This window comes from Corynebacterium sp. UMB0012 (genome assembly GCF_030216265.1).
Taxonomy (GTDB): domain Bacteria; phylum Actinomycetota; class Actinomycetes; order Mycobacteriales; family Mycobacteriaceae; genus Corynebacterium.
This window is the reverse complement of record NZ_JASOKQ010000034.1, coordinates 1-17,616: the sequence shown is the minus strand read 5'-3', so window position 1 is coordinate 17,616 and position 17,616 is coordinate 1. Positions and strand designations below refer to the sequence as shown.

The following is a 17,616-nucleotide window of genomic DNA, read 5'->3' as shown; positions in this document are numbered from 1 at the left end:
GGCATGGGCCTCGGCGCGAATCTGTGCGGCGGTATGCATGCGGGCTTAGAGTGCCGCCTCGCCGCGCTCGCCAGTGCGCACGCGAATAGCATCTTCAACTGGTGTTACCCACAGCTTGCCGTCGCCGATCTTGCCCGTGTAGGCAGCATCCACAATGGCGTTAATGATGTCTTCGACGTGGTCATCCGCCGCAACAACTTCCAGCTTGACCTTAGGTACAAAGTCAGTGGCGTATTCTGCCCCTCGGTATACCTCGCTGTGCCCACGTTGCTGCCCGAAGCCCTGGCTTTCTGTAACAGTGAGGCCGCGAACTTCCTGCTGCTCCAAAGCCTGGCGGATTTCCGGCAGGGTGAAGGGCTTAACGATGGCCGTGATGAGTTTCATTGTTACTCCTTGCTATCTCTTCGGGGCGGGTCTAGAGGCACCGAATAATGTGCACCCATTCTAGCCCGAGCACGGCAATTGCTGTGCAACTTTATCCACATTGCGAATCTAGGGCGCTGGTGGGTTCAGAAGACCCACTGTGCAACCGAAAAGCGACGAGCTCCTCTCCTCCCCCGCAGCTACGCGCAGGAGCAGAAAAGGCTCGCCGCCAGAAGGAGCTGGAAAAGACTAGATATCGTCTTCCTCTGCTTGTACGGTCTGAACTTCTTTATTGTTGTGCTTGGCGTGCTTGACGTCGGTGACGGTTACGCCATAGATGGAACGGCCCAGATAAAAGGAACCTACTGAGCCGATGATCCATACACCGAAGCAGGCGATCAGTGCCTGGATGAGCAGCCACAGCGAAAAGCCATCACGGCCAAAGTCCACTACTAGCTTAGCCACGATGATCAGCGGTACCGCAAGTCCCACGGTAGGGCCCAGCAGGTTGGCACGGGTCAAGGCATCGGGCGCTCGCCACAAAGACACCACCGTTGCGACCACCAAGAGGGTAGCGATGATAAGCAGGACCGAAGCGATAATTTCAGAAATGGCCATGGTTTATCGCCTGCCCTTCGAAATAATGCGGGCCATCGATAGCGTCGGTAGCACACCTGCCGCAATGGCTGCGAGGAGTGCAATGTAATACGCCATCGGGGCATTATTGGTCATCGACCAGGCTAAATACATGCAGATCATGCCGTAAAAAACGATGTCCGACGTAATGGCGCGGGTGAGCTCATCGCGCGTACGAAGCCCCAGCAGCACGCCGCACCACGTGGCGATGCCCATGATGAATACGCATACAAATACGACCCAGCCGAACGGGGACAATGTGGCAAAGTCAATCATCGCTCGGTCTCCTTTCTGCGTTGTACGTTGCGGGCGCGGCGCTTTGGCTTTTCGACGTCCGCTTCGCTTTCTGAAAGCGGAGTGTCCTCCGCCCGTGCCAAGTCAGGCGAGCGCATATAGCGTCCCACGGACTCGAGCGGGTACTCGTAGAACGCCTCATCCAATTCTGTAGTCTCCCCTTGACCCGGGACGCCGTAGTCGATGTCCTTAACCCGCGGGGCGAGGCGCTGTTCCATATCAGCCAGATCAGCGACGATTCCCGCTGGATCGGATCCTTGGACGGCCTGTACCAGCACGATGCGCGGCAGCCCCTTGCGGGGCGGTTCGCGCAAACCGAGCGAGAGCGTGCCCGGGGTTGCGGTAATGGAAGACGTAAACCAGAAGATCTCCCAGGCGCTAGTCACGCGCAGTGGGTAGCGAATGATAACCGGGTTGTATTCGGTATCGGGTTTGAAAGCCGCCAATGCCAAGCTAATGCCGGCGACGAAAATCTCCTTGATGAGCCACAATGCATACACAATTGCGTTCATTTAACGGCCCTCCTGGATTTCATCGATATTGGGAACGGCAGTCGGCTCGTCACCCAAGACGGTTTCAGTATATGCGTTAGTGTCCAGCAGCTGCTCCGCTGCGGCATCCACAACATCGAGGACGATGCCGGAGAAAATGAACATGCACAGCGAACCAAGGATGAGAGCCGCGGATGGGGCCATGAGCTTTTTGCGGATGACCAATTCATCCGGGACCTTGTCCTCCGGCAGACCCTTGCCCCAGAAGACCTTGCGCCATACGCGCAGCATAGCCAAGAAGGCAGCGAAGGAAGCGATGATGATGGCCGCGATGGCAATCCAGGCCCAAGCACCGCCCACGCGGGCAATCTCGAAGACAATCATCAGCTTGCCCCACATGCCCGAGAACGGTGGGAAGCCCACGACGGAGAATGCACCGGCAGCGAAAATCCACGCGATGATGGAGTCGCGGCGAGCAAGGCCGGAAAGCTTGCTGAGCAAGCCTGTGCCGTAGGTCTCCTCAATGGCACCAGAGGCCAAAATCAGCGAGCCAACGGTCACCATGTGGTGAATCGTGTACATGATGCCAGCTGCCAGGGCGCGACGAGGGTCATCAGAGGTAAACGCAAGCATGACCAAAATGAAAGGCATGCCGTTGAGCATCTGGTAGCCGAGGACGCGGCGGATGGAATTTTCCGCTAGGCCACCAAAGGCGCCGATCATCATGGAGATAATCATGATGACGATGATCAACACATTCCAGCGCTGTTCCAGATCGAATAGCTGCACGTAGAGGCGGTAGAGCATGTAGACAGCCACTTTGGTGTGTAAGCCGGAAAACAGGCCCATCACCGCGGCGGAGGTTCCCGGGTAGGTGCGTGGCAGCCACGACTGCACGGGGAACACGCCGGCCTTGGCGGTAATCGCAATGAGGATCAAGCCTGCTGCCACGGTCACCGGCCCATTGCCTGCCGCTGCGCCCTTCAGCGCGCCTAGGTTGACCGCACCGGTAACCGAATACATATAACCTACGCCAACAACCAACAAGGTGGAGGCGAAAAGGTTAACCAAGACGAAGGCACGGCCGGCTGCCAAGCGCGACCACGTACCAGACATGGTGATAAGGCCATAGGACGGCAGAAGCATGACCTCAATAAAGACGAAGAAGTTAAAGAGGTCGGCGGTGAGCAATGCACCGCACACACCGGTGATCAAAATCAGGGTGAGCGAAGGATAGTAGCGAGACTTTGTCTCCCCGCCCACAATGGCAAACCAGTTGGCACCAAAAGCGACGATCATCGTAGTAATGATCATCAACGCGGAGAAGGCATCCGCCGCAAACGGGATACCCACATTGCCTTGGTAGAGGCCAACGGTGTGGGCTACTACCCCATTGTTCATGGTGTAGATGAGCAGGCCCAGGCCGGCGAAAATTCCAACACCCGGGATGATAAGCATGATGGAATCGCGTACCGCACGCCACGGTGCCAGCAGTGCGAAGGCCGCTGCAATCAGCGGGACCGCTGGAAATAGCGGAAGGAGTTGAGCTACAGCATCAGCCATTATTTGTCATCCTCCTTCTGTTGAGTTGCCCCGCGTTCTGCAACGGGAGTGTTGTGGTCCACCTGACCAATTCGGTCCAGCTGATTGGTGGACTCTTCCAAAATTTGGCGATTTTGGGCGTCTCGACCCAAGGTCGAAAAGGCATGGTCGATGGTGTTGTCATCAACCGGCTCCACCACGTCGGTGTCGTCGTTCTTGCCCATGGCCGCCATCGTCAACAAGATGGTCGAGGTTGCCATGGAAATAACAACGGCGGTCAGCACGAAGGCCTGCGGCAGCGGGTCGGCCATCTGATCGTGCGGAACCTGGGATGGGAAGGACTCTCCGCGGTAGGAATACACGCCCGTAGCCAGCAGCATCAGGTTGGCACCGTGGCCAAAGGCCATCATGCCCAACACGATGCGTACCAGGCCGCGCTGCTGGATGAGATAGACAGCACTGCCGATGAGTAAAGCAATAGTCAGTGCAAGGATCATTACTTCTCCCCTCCCCGGTTAGCCGCGGAGCGCTTATTCTTCCTCTTCGTCTTTGCTTCCGAAGGCGTCAGCAAGGCCAACGGATCGGTCGAAGGGTTGATCGGGTCTGGGTACGGATCGTCGACGTCTTCAAGCGAAATGCGTGGAGTCGTCGGCAGCGCGGAATCATCATCATGAACCCATGGCAAGAATTCACGCTCCGTTCCTGGGCGCAGGTAGCCGCCCAATGCGTTAATCGCCATAGTCAACATACCCAGCACCGCTAAGTAGATGCCCAAGTCGAAGATGAGAGAGGTGGTCCAGTGTTGGCCAAAGGCTTCGGCATGGATTGCAGCCAGGAAGCCACCATTGCCAATGCCGTGGTGCAAGTAGCCTACAAAGCCGGCGATCAAGGCGGTGATGATGCCGATACCGGTCAGGCGAATCGGAGTCATGCGGCCGAAAACAATTTCATCAGAGCCACGGGACAGATAGATAAGCCCGATTGCTGCACCCATGATCAGCGCCGCGGGGAAGCCGCCGCCGGAGGCATTGTGCCCGCGGAAGAAAACGATGACGGACATAATGACCAACAGCGGGATGACAACGTGCACGCCCTTGCGCAATGGCACGGAGTTCAGCTGGGACTGGCCAAACGGTGCTGGGCGTGTACCCGACTTGAACGGGAATCGCGGCAACGTCGTAGTGATGGCTGCAATAACCACCGCAGCCATACCCAGAACGGAAAGCTCGCCCAAGGTATCGAGTGCACGGAATTCCACGATAATCGTAGCGACAACATTGTCGCCGCCGGTGATATCCGGAGCATTGTCCAGGTACCATATGGCCAAATCGGAGCGCTCGTGGCGGCCCATGAGTCCCCACACGCCCAGGAACGCAGCCACACCGGCCAAGACCGCAATGACGATGGAGCCGGTCTTGCGGGATTTGTTCTTCACCGGATGGAAGGTTTCTGGCAGGTAGCGCAGCACCATCATCATGACGATGACAGACAGGGCTTCCACCATAAACTGAGTGAGGGCCACGTCAGGTGCGCCTAGCAGGAACATCTGCAGCGTCACGCCCGAGCCGGCAATGCCAATCATGATGGCACCGGTCAAGCGGTTCTGGGTGCGCACCAGCCCAAACATCGCTAGGGCGATGATGCCCAGTGGCAGCAGGTCCCATGGGTTATCCAGACCATCCACCCGTGGCTGCAGTGCTACCCCGTCAACGCCATCGCGGATGAGAGTGGTAGCAGCCAGCACGATGATCAAAATGACAATCGGCAGCATGTGGCGGGATGGATTATGCGAGTCGGACATCTTGCCCAGAACGCGCCCCAACTGGGAGCAGCCCTTCATCAAGGAATACAGCAAATCATTGCCGCTGCGCGGCATGAACTCGTGAGCTTCAAAGCTTGCCCACATCTTCTTGCGGGCAAAGATACCGGCAATACCGAGGATGAGGACTACTAGCGAGATAAGGAAAGGAACGTTGAGCCCGTGCCAGAGGGCAAGGTGCGAATGATGCTCCAATCCCACGGCAGCCACTGCATCATCGATCGGGGCATCAAAGAGCCCGAGCACAAATACCAGCGGCAGAGACATAAAGCCCGGCAAAGCTGCGGGCAGCCACAGCGACACTGGGGCTTCATGGACATCTCCCATGTCGCGAGGTCCATCGAAGAAGGCGCCGAAGACAATCTTTGCGGAGTAAGTAAAGGTAAAGAAGGCACCGATACCAGCAACGATGAGTAGGATTACCTGGCCCGCGCCGCCAATCGGGGCGTCCTCAAACGCGGTGAGCATTCCTTCCTTGGACACAAAGCCCAGAAGCGGTGGCACCGCAGCCATCGAGGCTGCACCAATTACTACGGAACCAAAAGTCCACGGCATCTTATTCCACAGTGGTCCAAGGCGGCGAATATCGCGCGACCCAGCCTCGTGGTCGATAACGCCAATGAGCATAAACAGCGAGGACTTAAACAGCGCGTGGGCCAGAGTATGGACCAACGCGGCGGCGATAGCGAACGGGGTGCCCACACCGATGGTGGCAACGATCCAACCCAGATGGGAGACGGTGGAATAGGCCGTAAGCTTCTTCAAATCCGTCTTCTGCACTGCAAATACCGCGGACATCACCGCGGTGCCCATGCCTACGACGATGAGCAACCAATTCCACACCGCCACATCGTGGAAGATGGTGGAAAAACGAATAAGCAGGTACACACCGGCCTTGACCACTGCTGCTGCGTGAAGGAAGGCCGATACCGGGGTGGCGGCGGCCATAGCCTCTGGCAACCAGAAATGGAATGGGAACTGTGCCGCCTTAGTAAAGGCGGACACCGCAATCAACACTGCTACGGCTGCCGTTATCCCTGGGCGTTCCGTCCATACAGGGGACGCCAAGATATCAGAAACGGTAGTCGATCCGGTCACCGTCGCAGCAATACCCAAGCCGGTCAGCAGGGTCAATCCGCCAATGAAGGTCAGGATCAGTGTCCGCTGCGAACCAGCCTCGCCGCCGGAACCGGAGCGAGCAATCAACATAAACGAAGCCAAGGAGACTAGCTCCCAGGCAAGGAACAAAACCACCACGTCGTTGGCCAGAACCAGCAACAAGATGGACAGCGTGAACGCTGTCATCAAGGTATAAAAGCTGGTGTTGCCCTCATTCTTGGGCAGATAGGCCGCCGAATACGTGAAAACGACGGCGCCAATGACCAGCGCCAACATAGCGAAGAAGATGCTCAACGCGTCCCCGCGGAGAGCAAAACTTACGTCGACGCCTGGTGCGATGAAATCACGCACCCAAGTGGCGTGGAAACTTAATTCCTCCCCGGCTGCAATGGCAGGAAATTCCTTGGCGATAAGGACCGCTGCAATAAGAAAAAGGCCAGCTAGTGGATAGCCTGCCTTTCGGTCAATAACCTTTACGGTTACCGGTGCCAAGATCACTGCCAGCGCCGCGAGGAGGACTGCATAAAGTAGCGTCACGAAATACTTGCCTCACGAACCTTGATCTAGGTTTAATGCGAATTTCGCATTAAATACAGCCCTTTCAGGCTACCATTCCCGCCAAGGTCAAACCACATTGCAGCACTCCCCTACGCTTCTTAAAAGGCGAGCACAACCGCCACAATTACGCTCGCAGGCAGAGAATTCACAGGCGCTCAGCAGGACTTATTCCCGCACCAATTACATAGGCCTTTTTGCATAGTCTGTGAAAAGACGGAGAGATGAAAGCGAAAAGAATTCCCGAGACTGCTGCACGCTGCACCGGGACTATAAAAACGACAAGCTCCCCCAGCACACCGTAGCGCACGTACGTGGCACCCGGTATGCAGGGGGGGAGTTGCAAGGTTAGCTGCTACTTCTCACCCAACAGGGCGTCGACGAAGCCTTCAACCTCGAATGGCGCGAGATCATCGGCGCCTTCGCCCAAGCCCACAAGCTTGACTGGAACACCCAGTTCTTCTTGTACCTGGAAGACGATTCCACCCTTGGCGGTGCCGTCCAGCTTGGTGAGGACCACACCGGTGATATCTACTACCTCGCGGAAGATTCGTGCCTGCGTAAGGCCATTTTGCCCCACCGTGGCATCCAATACCAGCAGGACCTCGTCCACATCGGTCTTCTTTTCTACCACGCGCTTGACCTTGCCTAGCTGGTCCATCAAGTCCGTGGAGGTATGGAGGCGGCCTGCGGTGTCGACCAAGACCACATCTACTTGCTGTTCCACGCCGGTTGCTACCGCATCGAAGGCTACCGATGCTGGGTCAGCGCCTTCCTTGCCGCGCACGGTATCGGCGCCAACGCGGCGACCCCACGTCTCAAGCTGATCAGCGGCCGCAGCTCGGAAAGTATCGGCCGCACCCAAAAGGACCTTGTGGCCCATGGCTACTAGCACGCGAGCAAGCTTGCCGGTGGTTGTGGTTTTTCCGGTGCCATTGACACCGACGACCATTACGATGGCTGGCTTGCCCTCATTCGGCATGGCCTTAATGGAGCGATCCATCTCTGGGTGGCCAGCTTCAATCAGGCATTCGCGCAGCATGGCACGTGCCTCATCCTCGCTGGAAACGCCGCGCTCAGCGATCTTCTCGCGCAGGGAATCGGTCACCTTCATCGTGGACTTGGTGCCCAAATCCGCCATGATGAGCGTATCTTCGACTTCCTCCCAGGCGTCTTCATCCAGATCGCCTGCGGACAAAATTCCCATGAGCCCCTGGCCGATGGCATTTTGCGAGCGCGAAAGGCGGCCACGCAAGCGGCCAAGACGCCCACCGGCGGGTGCAATATCATCCTGCGGAGCTGGCGCTGGAGCAGGTTCCCCCTCTGGAGCCTCGGTCTGTTCCTTGGCAGCTTCAGCTGCACCGGTTTGCGCCTCGGCAGCGGCTGCGGCTTCTTCGGCTTCCTCGCGGTCGTCCACCCGCTCCTCGATGTCTTCGGCATCATTGTCTTCAACAACCTCGTCGAAGACTGGGGACTCCTCTTCTACCTCAGCATTCTCCACGGAGACGACGTCTTCTGGCTCTTCTGCCTTGGGTGCAGCTTCTGGCTGCTCAGCCTTTTCTGGGGCACGGTCCGCGTGCGATTCTTCGCTTTCCGGCGCCGCAGTTGCCGCGCCCGCTAATCCAGCCGCGCCAGCAGTCGCTGCCGCGGCGGCAGCGCCAGTTCCCTTGGACAGTGGTTTGTCTTCCTTATCAGCGAAAGATTCTGCCGCTTGCTTCTTCTCCTCCGCTGGCGCTTGGGCCTGGGCCTGCTTAGAAGGCTCTGCCGGTTTGTCGGTCTTCGCCGGCTTCCCCTGCTGAGGTGCCGGCTTGGTTTCTGGTTCCTCTGCCGCAGGCTTGTCTGCCACGGGCTTGTTTGCCGTGACATCAGTCGTAGGCTGGGCAGGCTGTGGCTTATCAGCCTGCGGTTTAGCCTGCGCCTTCGGGTTTTCCTTAGACTGTGAGGTCTTGCCGCTGAGCTGCTCATTGGCGATGTCGGTAGCATTCGGTTCTGCCTTAGCTGCCTGCTGCGCCTGTGCTGGCTTGTCCGCCTGAACCGGGGCTTTCTGCGCTTCCTTAGCGCCGCCAGCAGGAGCGAAGTTAAAGCCGGACTTAGCTTGATAGTTGCCGGACTTTTGCTCCTGGGTCAGCTGCTTCGGTTCTTCCTCAGCAGGCTTATCAAAGGACACCTTCTTGGCGTCGCCGCGCTTTTTGCCGATTACCACGAGAAGAATAATCAGCACGATGACGACGATCGCAATGCCGATCCATAACCATAAAGAATTCATGCCTCTATAGTGCCAGTCTTCTCAGCTCGCGGCACGCCAAACCCCCTCCTAACGCGGAAGGGGCCCTGCGGGAAGTCGACGAACCCAGGCTACTTCCCCACCTCGTCACCGCGGGGAGCATCTACGCCCAAGCGAGTGGCATCCTCGCTGGCTTGCTCCGTTCCAGGGGCGCTGCCTGCGGGATTCATGCGCTGCGAAATCACGCGAGTAACGCCATCGCCGCGCATGGTTACGCCATAGAGGACGTTGGCGACATCCATCGTCGGCTTTTGGTGCGTAATGACGATTAGCTGCGAGTCTTTACGCAGCTCCTCAAAGAGGGCAATGAGGCGGCGCAGGTTGACGTCATCAAGCGCTGCCTCAACCTCGTCCATAACATAGAACGGGCTGGGGCGGGCGCGGAAGATAGCTACCAGCATCGCAAGCGCAGTAAGCGACTTCTCGCCACCAGATAGCAAGGAGAGTCGCTTGACTTTCTTGCCCGGTGGGCGCGCTTCCACCTCGATGCCGGTGGTGAGCATGTCGTCCGGCTCTGTGAGAATGAGGCGCCCCTCGCCACCGGGGAATAGGGTCTGGAAAACCTTGGGAAATTCTGCTTCGACGTCGTGCCACGCATCGGTAAACAGCTGCAAGATCTGCGCGTCTACATCCTCGATAACGCCCGTAAGATCCTTGCGGGCTTGGATGACATCCTCCAACTGGGTGGAAAGGAAGGAATAGCGCTCCTCCAAAGCCTTGTATTCCTCCAGTGCGAGCGGATTGACCTTGCCTAATGAATTGAGGTCCTTTTCTGCTTGCTTCAAGCGCGCGTTTTCCGCCCCGCGGTCGAAATCTTCGCCTGGAGTGTAGTCCTGCAAGAGATCCGAAATCGCAATGCCCAGCTGTTCCACAATCTTGGCTTCTGCTTCGTCCACACGCACCTGCGCCTGGGAGCGAGCAATTTCCGAGTCATGGGCGCGATTGGTCAGCCGGTCCAGCTGCTGCCGCGCGGCCGAGACGTGTTGCTTGACCTGCTGCAGCTGCGAGTTGAGGGAGGTGCGCTGCGCAAAGTAGTCATCGCGCTCAGAGGTAGCGCGCTCAAGCAGCTGCGTGGCGCGCGCGGCCAGATCGCGTGAATGCTTGGCTACCGCACCGGCCAACTCTCCCTGGGCCTTGCGCCGCGCCATGGCTTGCTCATGGCGGGCCTTGGCTTGGCGTTCATGCTGCGCTTGGCGACGCAACGCCTCCCCCTTCCCCGCTACCTGACCCACGTGGTCTTGGGCCGAGCGGGCTGCCACCTGCGCCTCCATTTCCATGGACTTGACCTGCTCTAATGCTGCGGAGGCCTCGTCGCGCTCTACCGAAGAGGGCTCGTCGGGCTGCTCGTCCGCATCGACGCGGGCGAGCCTATCGCGGGCGTCGGCAAGCTGCGTGCGGGCCTCGGTGAGCTTGACCTCGATCTCGGTAGCCCGCGCCGCGGCCTTCTCGTGCTCATTCTTATTGGCCTCGTACTGCTTGAGCAGGCGCTGGTGATCGCGTTTCCACGCATCAACTTCAGTATCATGCTCGCGCAAGGCAGCCTTCGCCGAGGCTGCAGTCACCCGGGCATCCTCCGCCGCGATCTTCGCGCCCTCAAGCGTGCCGGAGAGTTCTTCCAGCTCCTGCGTGGCAGATTCCAACTGCTCCTCTGCCTCCGCGATGCGGGCGGAAACCTCGACGGTGGATGAGGCACCGGTGCCTACTTCTACCCAACCTTCACCCAACACCACGCCGGATTCGGTGACGGCACGCAGGCGGGGGTCCTCGGCCACCAACTTTTTCGCCTCCGCGACATCGGAGACGAGCACTACATCCGCAAGGAGGCGGTGCAGCGCTGCGGAAACTTCCGGGACCACCACAATGTGGTCGAGCAACCACGAGGTTCCTGCGGGCAAAGTCGCATCCACGCGCCAGGAAGTGGCGGGGGCGGCCGCGGAGACGTCGATAAGCGCGGAGCGCGTGCCCTTTTCTAAGTCCGCAATCAGCTGGGCAGAAATCTCGCCGGCCTGGGCCTCTGCAAAAGCACCCAACGCGGCTGCTACCGCGGTCTCGTACTTGGTGGTAATGAAATCGGCCAACGGTTGGAAATGCTCGCCTACCTCAATCTTTTCCGGCGCAGTCTGAGCCAAGGTATCGATGCGGGAACGCAAGGTATAGACAGCGCGCTCACGCTCGCGCTGCTCATCGCGGAGCTGCTCCAAACGCTTATCGGCCGCACCCGATTCACTGGCCGCCCGCACATGGGCTTCCTCCAGCGGCTCACGCTCGCCGGCCAAAGACTGCAACTTATCCGCTACCTCATCGGCCTCCGCCTGGGCGGCTTGGGTGCGCTGCTTGGTAGAAGTCAGGGTCTCCTCTTGGCGCGCCAGCTCCTCTTCGGCCGAAGTAACCTGGCCTGCCGCCTTTTCTTCCGCGGCGATGAGACGGACGACGCCCTCGCGCCTATCCGCAATGGCACGCAGCTGCGCCATGTGTTCGCGCTCGGCTGCCTCGAATGCCTCACGGCGCTCTGCTACCTCTTCGCGGATAGCCTCCAGGCGTTCCGCAGCTTCCTCCGCTGCGGCGAGAAGCTCTGCATGTTCTTCGTCCGCGCGGGCAGCCCTTGCCTCTAGGTCATCCGGATCCTGGCCGGAATAGGCCACTTGCGCGCCGGCATTGGCCGCTCGTTCCTCCGCAATGCGCTGGGTCGCGGAAATGCGCTCGGACAGCGTGGACAGGTCGAACCACAGCTTTTGGGCAGCATCCGCCTTGGGGTTTACCTCCTCCAGCTGGGCTTCCACTTCTAGCTGCGAACCTGTTGCTTCTTCCAGCTGCGCGGTAACTTCTTCTACTTGCTCGGCCAAAACCTCGGCCGCGCGCTCGGTCTCCTGAAACTTGCTGCGCAGGCGCACCACCCTATCTCCTGCCAAGCGCAGGCGGGCGTCGCGCAGATCAGCCTGCACAGTGGCGGCGCGCTGCGCGGCCTCAGCCTGGCGAGCCAAAGGCTTGAGCTGCTTGCCCAACTCATCAGTAAGGTCCTGCAGACGATCCAAATTGGCCTGCATGCCGGTGAGCTTGCGCTGCGCTTTTTCCTTGCGGCGGCGGTGCTTGAGCACACCCGCGGCCTCTTCGATATACGAGCGCCGATCCTCGGGCCGCGATTCTAGGATCTCAGAAAGCTTGCCTTGGCCGACGATAATGTGCATCTCGCGGCCAATACCGGAATCAGAAAGCAGCTCCTGAATATCCATCAGGCGCGCTTTGGAGCCATTGATTTCGTATTCGCTGGCGCCATCGCGGAACATGCGGCGGGTGACCGATACTTCCGAGTATTCGATTGGCAGCGCACCGTCCGCATTATCGATGGTGAGGGTGACTTCGGCGCGCCCCAGCGCTTTGCGATCACCAGCGCCGGCGAAGATGACGTCCTGCATCTTTCCGCCGCGCAGCGTCTTGGCGCTTCCCTCACCCATAACCCAGGCCAGGGCGTCCACCACATTGGACTTGCCGGAGCCATTTGGCCCGACGACGGCGCAAATTCCTGGCTCAAATTTCAGAGACGTCGCCGACGCGAATGATTTGAAGCCTTTCAGCGTCAGCGATTTCAGGTGCATTTGGGTAAGTTTAGCAAGCCTTGAACGCAGCTGCCCAGCCGAGCCTGGCGGTTCGCTCCAGCGGGCTTGTGCTGCGAGTTAACGTTCGATGAAACCAGATTCGCCCTTAGGGGCAGCCCACTGTTCGACAACCAGATCCACCGTTCCCGGGCGGCGGGTAGTACTCGGCTGCTCATTGAGGAGTCCCAGTAATTCCTCGCATTTCTCCCGCGGACCTTCTGCTACCACCTGCACCCGGCCATCGCTCAGGTTGGTGGCATGCCCACTCAAGCCGAGCTCAAGGGCACGAGAGCGCGTCCACCAACGAAAGCCCACGCCTTGGACGTTCCCGTGGACAAAAGCGGTCATTCTTTCCAGTGCCATGCTGCCTTCCTAATTTCTAATAGCGGTCGTGGTGTCCCTTATCGCGCAACACGCGGCGATCCTCCTCGCTGCGGCGAGTGACAGGATCCGATCCGTCCCAGCACTCTACGCCCTTCAGCTCCGGCATCATATCGCGGTGGAATACTGGGTCAATGCCGTGGCTGCGCTGCTCGTTGTAATTCTTGAGCAGCTTAATCGCCACACCGGATAGTGGCACGATGGCGATGATATTGAGGATCACCATGGTTGCCGCACCGGTATCGGCCAAAGCAAAGACCAGCGGCAGAGAGCCCACTGCGCCGAACCAGACAAAGAAAAGCACGACGAGGCGGAAAATTACCAGCGCAGGCTTGCTCTGGGTGAGGTACTCCAGGTTAGATTCCGCCAAGTAATAATTGCCCAGGATGGAGGAAAAAGCCAGGAAGAAGAGGATGAAGCTGACGAAGTGGATTCCCCATTCGCCCACCTCAGAAGACAATGCCGCCTGGGTCAAGGAGACGCCCTCTGCTTCAGCACCGTAGGCAATCTCCGGCCCCAGCAAGATGATGAAGGCGGTGATGGTACACACCACCAAGGTGTCAAAGTACACGCCGAGGGTCTGGACCAGCCCCTGCTTGACCGGGTGGGACACTGCCGCGGTAGCCGCTGCGTTCGGAGCAGAGCCTTCACCGGCCTCATTAGAGAACAGTCCGCGCTGAATGCCCTTCATCATGGCCGCGCCGAGACCCGCGCCTGCGATTTCCTTAATGCCTAGCGCGTGACCGACAATATCGCCAATCATTCCCGGCACCTTGTCAAAGTTGGTGATGACTACAAAGCCGCCGATAAGCAGGTAGGCCACCGCCATAAAAGGCACGATGATCTGGGTGATATTGGCAATGCGGTTCACGCCGCCAAAGATGATGAGGCCCGCAACCACGGCAATAACAACACCGATAATGGAGCGGAACATGGTGTCATCGCGGTCAAAGGAGAAGGACACCGCATCTGCAATGGCGTTGGTCTGAAAGGCGTTGTAGACCAAACCAAAGGTAAAGGCGATAGCGATGGAGAAAAGCGCGCCAAGCGGGCCCCAGCCCAAGCCGCGTTTCATGTAGTACGCCGGGCCGCCGCGGTACCCGTCGCCATCGCGCACTTTCCACAGCTGCGCCAGGGTGGACTCGATAAATGCAGTTGCACCACCAAGGATGGCGATGAGCCACATCCAAAAGACAGCACCTGGGCCGCCCACGGAAATAGCCACGGCCACGCCGGCCACGTTACCGGTGCCAACGCGGGAAGCGGCCGAAATAGTGAAGGCCTTGAAAGCAGAGATGCCGCCATAGTCCTCGTCCTCATCGCGCCCTTCCCCCTTGGGTCGCTCGACGACGGCGCGGAACATGTCCGGCACCATGCGCACCTGCACCAACGCGGTACGGATGCCGAAGAATAGGCCCGCAGCGATGAGCAGCCAGGGCAGAATCCACGACCAGACGCCGTCATTAAATGTCGTTACGACATTTTCAAGAAAATCCATGCAGAATAATTTACTGCCTTGAGGTTCACAACGTGAACCCCATGCGCCATAACTTATTGACAATGGGGGCAGAAATGGGTGGAACGTCCTGAAATTACGCAGCGCTCCAAGGGCGTTCCGCAGCGCTGACAGGGCTGGCCAGCCCGCCCATACGCGGCCAGGGAACGCGAGAAGTATCCCGATTCACCATTCACGTTGACGTACAAGGAATCAAAGCTCGTGCCACCCACTTTTAGGGCGGCGGCCATGACCTCCTGGGCCGCTTCGAGCAGGGCAACGGCATCCTTTTGCCGCAACGTCGATGCCCTTTTGCGGGGCGGAATCTGTGCCGCCCACAGGGATTCATCGGCATAGATATTGCCGATTCCAGAAGCCAAGGTTTGATCCAAGAGTGCGGTCTTTACTGCAGTCTTCTTTGTCCGCAGGCGCCGGGCGGTTGCCACAATGTCGAAATCTGGTTCCAACGGGTCAATGCCTATGTGCGAGATCTTCGCCCACGGTGCATAGAGCCAATATCCAAAGGTGCGCTGGTCTACAAAGCTAAGCTCTACCCTACCGCTTAGCTGAGCGCTAATGCGCAGATGCGGCGAATCGGTCGCACCGATTCGAACCTGGCCCGACATGCCTAAGTGGATGAAGAGGACGTCGCGGTGGGGATCCATGGAATCTTCGCCCACAGATTCCAGCCACATGAACTTTCCCCGCCGAGCCACAGCAGCGATCTCTTTACCGACAAGAAGACCGGGAAGTGGCTCATCTTGGCCACGGTTGGCACGCGGGTGTAGGACGTGCACAGACTCAAAAGTCCGCCCCACCACGTGGGGCTCAAGACCCCGGCGGACGGACTCGACTTCCGGCAGTTCCGGCATACTTAGCCTTCTTTATGCGCGGTGCCCTGCACCAAAAGCGGGGTTTCGCGGAGGGTCTGGCACGCCTCTTGAGCTGCTTGCTGCTCGGCCAGCTTCTTATTGTGTCCCACTCCATTGCCCACGGTCAGACCAGCAACGGTGGCTACCGCGTTAAAGGTCTGGTCATGTTCTGGGCCGGTGGAGGTAGCCGAGTAGACCGGCATTGGTGCCTTAAGCTCGGCGCACAGCTCCTGCAAAGTGGTCTTCCAATCTAGGTGGCGACCGCTCACAGTGGCGTTGTCGATCTTTTCTGCGAATAGGCGCAGGATGACATCTCGCGCAGTTTCGAATCCATGCTCGCGGTAGATAGCGCCAAAGATTGCCTCGGTGGTATCGGCAAGGATGGAATCCTTATCGCGGCCACCGGTCGACTGCTCGCCCTTGCCCAGCAAAATGTGCGGGCCGAGGTTTATCTCACGGGCGATATCCGATAGTCCGTAACGCGAGACGATCGAGGCACGCATCTTGGAAATATCCGATTCCGGACGAGAAGGATAAGTGATGTAGAGCTGAGAGGCCACCGACAGGCCCAGCACCGCATCGCCCAGAAACTCCAAGCGCTCGTTATTAGGCAAATGCCCATTCTCATTGGCAAAAGAGCGGTGAGTAAGCGCCAAACGCAGGTGCTCCGGCTTCAACTCCACGCCGAGCGATTCCAACAGTGGGGTGTGGTCTACTGCAGCAAATTCGGCTGCCAGTGCCTCTTCCCCGGTTAGCTTCTTTTTGCGGCTCATAGGAACTTCTCCAAACCAGCCCAGCGGGGATCGACCTTATCTTCCTCTTCTTCACCAGAAATACCGGTGGTCACGCCTTCAGGCGTGTCAATCTCACAGCCATCTTCACACACCGGCGCGAAGGGAAGGTTGAGGCCTGCCTCATCGATCACGGCCTGCAAAAGGTCCAGCTCATCATCCTCGATCTCCGGAATCTCATCTCCGGAACCTTCATCATCGGTTGCAGGATCATCGCCAGAGACGAAGGATTCATCGGCAGCAAAGACCTGCGTGACATGCAAGTCCAGCTCTGGGTGCAGTTCCTTCAAGCACCGAGAGCATTCCCCTGTCAGCCGTCCAGATACGTTGGCATCCACCAAGACACCTGCACCTAGAGGGGTCAAGGTGGCGTCTACGGTGAGCTCCTCGCCCTTCGGAATGGCGATCATCTCGACGCCGATCCTCTCAGGTGCGGGGCCGGTCTGGGTGCGTTGCTCCGGCAGTGCGTCAGCGCCTTGGGCGTTCAACAATTCGCCCACATCGAACTTCAATGGTGATGTCATAACACTAGGTAGTCTACCTTGCCCCGCAAACTCCGCCTAGCGGCCAGCACAGGCAAACTTTCTGTCAAGAGTCTGTCGTTTAAAGTAAAAGGGCCTATGCCTTTCCGGAGTAGCCTTTTCCCAAGCCAAAGCCGTCTTTAGTGTGGAGACATGACTTACCACTTGGCGCTAGCCTCCCCGGATCCACGCAGCATCGCACTCGGATTCGTCATGTTCAGCTGCCTTCCTGCCGCGGTATTAACCATTTCCGGCACGCTCGTACACGCCACTCCACAGCCGGACCGTTCAGGCATCTATGGCGCTAGTGGGATTCGCCTATTTACTGCACTTATCTGCAGCATCGTTGCTGGTTTAATTGCTGGCACCATCCTGGTATTGCCCACTGGCATGGATCTTTCGGTGCTTACCGGCGCACTCATCTTTTCCCTAAGCGCAGGCGCCATTACCTGGTTCTCACGGGAGACCATTCCTACCGCGCTTATTTCTGTAGGCACCATGCTAGTTGCCACAGGTGCGCTAGTGAGTATGTGCGCGGTGTGCTTTCCGCAGAACTTTAGTGATAGTTCTTTGACGTCACTGTCTTCCTATTTCTTTACCGCACTCGTTGCATTCCTTTTCCCTGGCTTAGTGACCGCAGTCATTGCAGCATGTATGGCCGTCCAATCCGCCGCGCCTGCGCATCTCACCTCGGGGAAGGAAGGCGGCGCCACGTCTGCACACACGCCGTTAACAGCTGCTCCCCATGCAGCGAATACGGCAGTGCCCACCACACATCCTCGCTCCCACGCAACTTCCTGAACTGCCCGCACTGGTAGGAAAACATAAAGACCCTGGTGGGTGGGCAGACGGTGTACGAC

General features: G+C 58.5%; 15 protein-coding genes. 1 reads left to right on the top strand and 14 read right to left on the bottom strand.

All coding sequences use genetic code 11. The features are described from left to right. Window positions 1–45: 45 nt before the first annotated feature. The 14 genes from QP324_RS11435 to QP324_RS11370 all read right to left on the bottom strand — a co-directional run bounded on the left by QP324_RS11435 (window position 46) and on the right by QP324_RS11370 (window position 16,759). The gene (locus QP324_RS11435; RefSeq protein WP_005325265.1) at window positions 46–384 is read right to left on the bottom strand and encodes a P-II family nitrogen regulator; all 339 of its coding nucleotides are present in this window, start codon (window positions 382–384) and stop codon (window positions 46–48) included. 228 nt (window positions 385–612) lie between these two features. Beyond that, a complete protein-coding gene (locus QP324_RS11430; protein ID WP_239277421.1) occupies window positions 613–981 on the bottom strand; it encodes a Na+/H+ antiporter subunit G in 369 nt (122 codons plus the stop codon). A 3-nt stretch (window positions 982–984) separates the two neighbouring features. Continuing rightward, the gene (locus tag QP324_RS11425; protein ID WP_239277420.1) at window positions 985–1,275 is read right to left on the bottom strand and encodes a cation:proton antiporter; all 291 of its coding nucleotides are present in this window, start codon (window positions 1,273–1,275) and stop codon (window positions 985–987) included. Further along, window positions 1,272–1,805, bottom strand: a complete 534-nt coding sequence (locus QP324_RS11420; protein WP_239277418.1) for a monovalent cation/H+ antiporter subunit E — start codon at window positions 1,803–1,805, stop codon at window positions 1,272–1,274. Before QP324_RS11420 ends, QP324_RS11425 begins: the two co-directional genes overlap by 4 nt. Beyond that, window positions 1,806–3,347 (bottom strand): monovalent cation/H+ antiporter subunit D family protein, encoded by a 1,542-nt coding sequence (locus QP324_RS11415; RefSeq protein WP_284816108.1) that lies wholly within the window; start codon window positions 3,345–3,347, stop codon window positions 1,806–1,808. After that, complete coding sequence (locus tag QP324_RS11410) at window positions 3,347–3,823, bottom strand: sodium:proton antiporter (protein WP_005325274.1); 477 nt, start codon at window positions 3,821–3,823, stop codon at window positions 3,347–3,349. Before QP324_RS11410 ends, QP324_RS11415 begins: the two co-directional genes overlap by 1 nt. Then, the gene (locus QP324_RS11405) at window positions 3,823–6,801 is read right to left on the bottom strand and encodes a DUF4040 family protein (protein WP_284816107.1); all 2,979 of its coding nucleotides are present in this window, start codon (window positions 6,799–6,801) and stop codon (window positions 3,823–3,825) included. The genes QP324_RS11410 and QP324_RS11405 overlap by 1 nt, the downstream gene beginning before the upstream one ends. A gap of 373 nt (window positions 6,802–7,174) precedes the next feature. Then, window positions 7,175–9,085 carry a signal recognition particle-docking protein FtsY gene (gene ftsY, locus QP324_RS11400; protein ID WP_284816106.1) on the bottom strand — a complete coding sequence of 637 codons (1,911 nt, stop codon included), beginning with the start codon at window positions 9,083–9,085 and terminating at the stop codon, window positions 7,175–7,177. Window positions 9,086–9,174: 89 nt separating this feature from the next. Next, a complete protein-coding gene (smc, locus tag QP324_RS11395; RefSeq protein WP_284816105.1) occupies window positions 9,175–12,696 on the bottom strand; it encodes a chromosome segregation protein SMC in 3,522 nt (1,173 codons plus the stop codon). 78 nt (window positions 12,697–12,774) lie between these two features. Next, the gene (locus QP324_RS11390; RefSeq protein ID WP_284597138.1) at window positions 12,775–13,059 is read right to left on the bottom strand and encodes an acylphosphatase; all 285 of its coding nucleotides are present in this window, start codon (window positions 13,057–13,059) and stop codon (window positions 12,775–12,777) included. 16 nt (window positions 13,060–13,075) lie between these two features. Continuing rightward, on the bottom strand, window positions 13,076–14,575 hold the full coding sequence (locus QP324_RS11385) for a sodium:alanine symporter family protein (protein WP_239234713.1): 1,500 nt from the start codon (window positions 14,573–14,575) through the stop codon (window positions 13,076–13,078). 53 nt (window positions 14,576–14,628) lie between these two features. Then, window positions 14,629–15,444 (bottom strand): bifunctional DNA-formamidopyrimidine glycosylase/DNA-(apurinic or apyrimidinic site) lyase, encoded by an 816-nt coding sequence (gene mutM / locus QP324_RS11380; RefSeq protein WP_284816104.1) that lies wholly within the window; start codon window positions 15,442–15,444, stop codon window positions 14,629–14,631. A 2-nt stretch (window positions 15,445–15,446) separates the two neighbouring features. Beyond that, a complete protein-coding gene (gene rnc, locus QP324_RS11375) occupies window positions 15,447–16,217 on the bottom strand; it encodes a ribonuclease III (protein WP_239277409.1) in 771 nt (256 codons plus the stop codon). Then, entirely contained in the window at window positions 16,214–16,759 is a 546-nt protein-coding gene (locus tag QP324_RS11370) for a DUF177 domain-containing protein (RefSeq protein ID WP_284765811.1), read from the bottom strand. The genes rnc and QP324_RS11370 overlap by 4 nt, the downstream gene beginning before the upstream one ends. 150 nt (window positions 16,760–16,909) lie before the next feature. On the opposite strand from QP324_RS11370, the gene QP324_RS11365 reads away from it, so the two are divergent. Beyond that, window positions 16,910–17,557 carry a hypothetical protein gene (locus QP324_RS11365; RefSeq protein ID WP_284816103.1) on the top strand — a complete coding sequence of 216 codons (648 nt, stop codon included), beginning with the start codon at window positions 16,910–16,912 and terminating at the stop codon, window positions 17,555–17,557. Window positions 17,558–17,616 lie beyond the last annotated feature (59 nt).

What these genes read in the sequence shown, in the direction of transcription:
- QP324_RS11370 (WP_284765811.1), bottom strand. Translation starts at nt 16,759, where the DNA reads ATGACATCACCATTGAAGTTCGATGTGGGCGAATTGTTGAACGCCCAA.
- QP324_RS11425 (WP_239277420.1), bottom strand. Translation starts at nt 1,275, where the DNA reads ATGATTGACTTTGCCACATTGTCCCCGTTCGGCTGGGTCGTATTTGTA.
- ftsY (WP_284816106.1), bottom strand. Translation starts at nt 9,085, where the DNA reads ATGAATTCTTTATGGTTATGGATCGGCATTGCGATCGTCGTCATCGTG.
- QP324_RS11385 (WP_239234713.1), bottom strand. Translation starts at nt 14,575, where the DNA reads ATGGATTTTCTTGAAAATGTCGTAACGACATTTAATGACGGCGTCTGG.
- QP324_RS11390 (WP_284597138.1), bottom strand. Translation starts at nt 13,059, where the DNA reads ATGGCACTGGAAAGAATGACCGCTTTTGTCCACGGGAACGTCCAAGGC.
- mutM (WP_284816104.1), bottom strand. Translation starts at nt 15,444, where the DNA reads ATGCCGGAACTGCCGGAAGTCGAGTCCGTCCGCCGGGGTCTTGAGCCC.
- QP324_RS11365 (WP_284816103.1), top strand. Translation starts at nt 16,910, where the DNA reads ATGACTTACCACTTGGCGCTAGCCTCCCCGGATCCACGCAGCATCGCA.
- QP324_RS11410 (WP_005325274.1), bottom strand. Translation starts at nt 3,823, where the DNA reads ATGATCCTTGCACTGACTATTGCTTTACTCATCGGCAGTGCTGTCTAT.
- QP324_RS11420 (WP_239277418.1), bottom strand. Translation starts at nt 1,805, where the DNA reads ATGAACGCAATTGTGTATGCATTGTGGCTCATCAAGGAGATTTTCGTC.
- QP324_RS11430 (WP_239277421.1), bottom strand. Translation starts at nt 981, where the DNA reads ATGGCCATTTCTGAAATTATCGCTTCGGTCCTGCTTATCATCGCTACC.
- rnc (WP_239277409.1), bottom strand. Translation starts at nt 16,217, where the DNA reads ATGAGCCGCAAAAAGAAGCTAACCGGGGAAGAGGCACTGGCAGCCGAA.
- smc (WP_284816105.1), bottom strand. Translation starts at nt 12,696, where the DNA reads ATGCACCTGAAATCGCTGACGCTGAAAGGCTTCAAATCATTCGCGTCG.
- QP324_RS11415 (WP_284816108.1), bottom strand. Translation starts at nt 3,347, where the DNA reads ATGGCTGATGCTGTAGCTCAACTCCTTCCGCTATTTCCAGCGGTCCCG.
- QP324_RS11435 (WP_005325265.1), bottom strand. Translation starts at nt 384, where the DNA reads ATGAAACTCATCACGGCCATCGTTAAGCCCTTCACCCTGCCGGAAATC.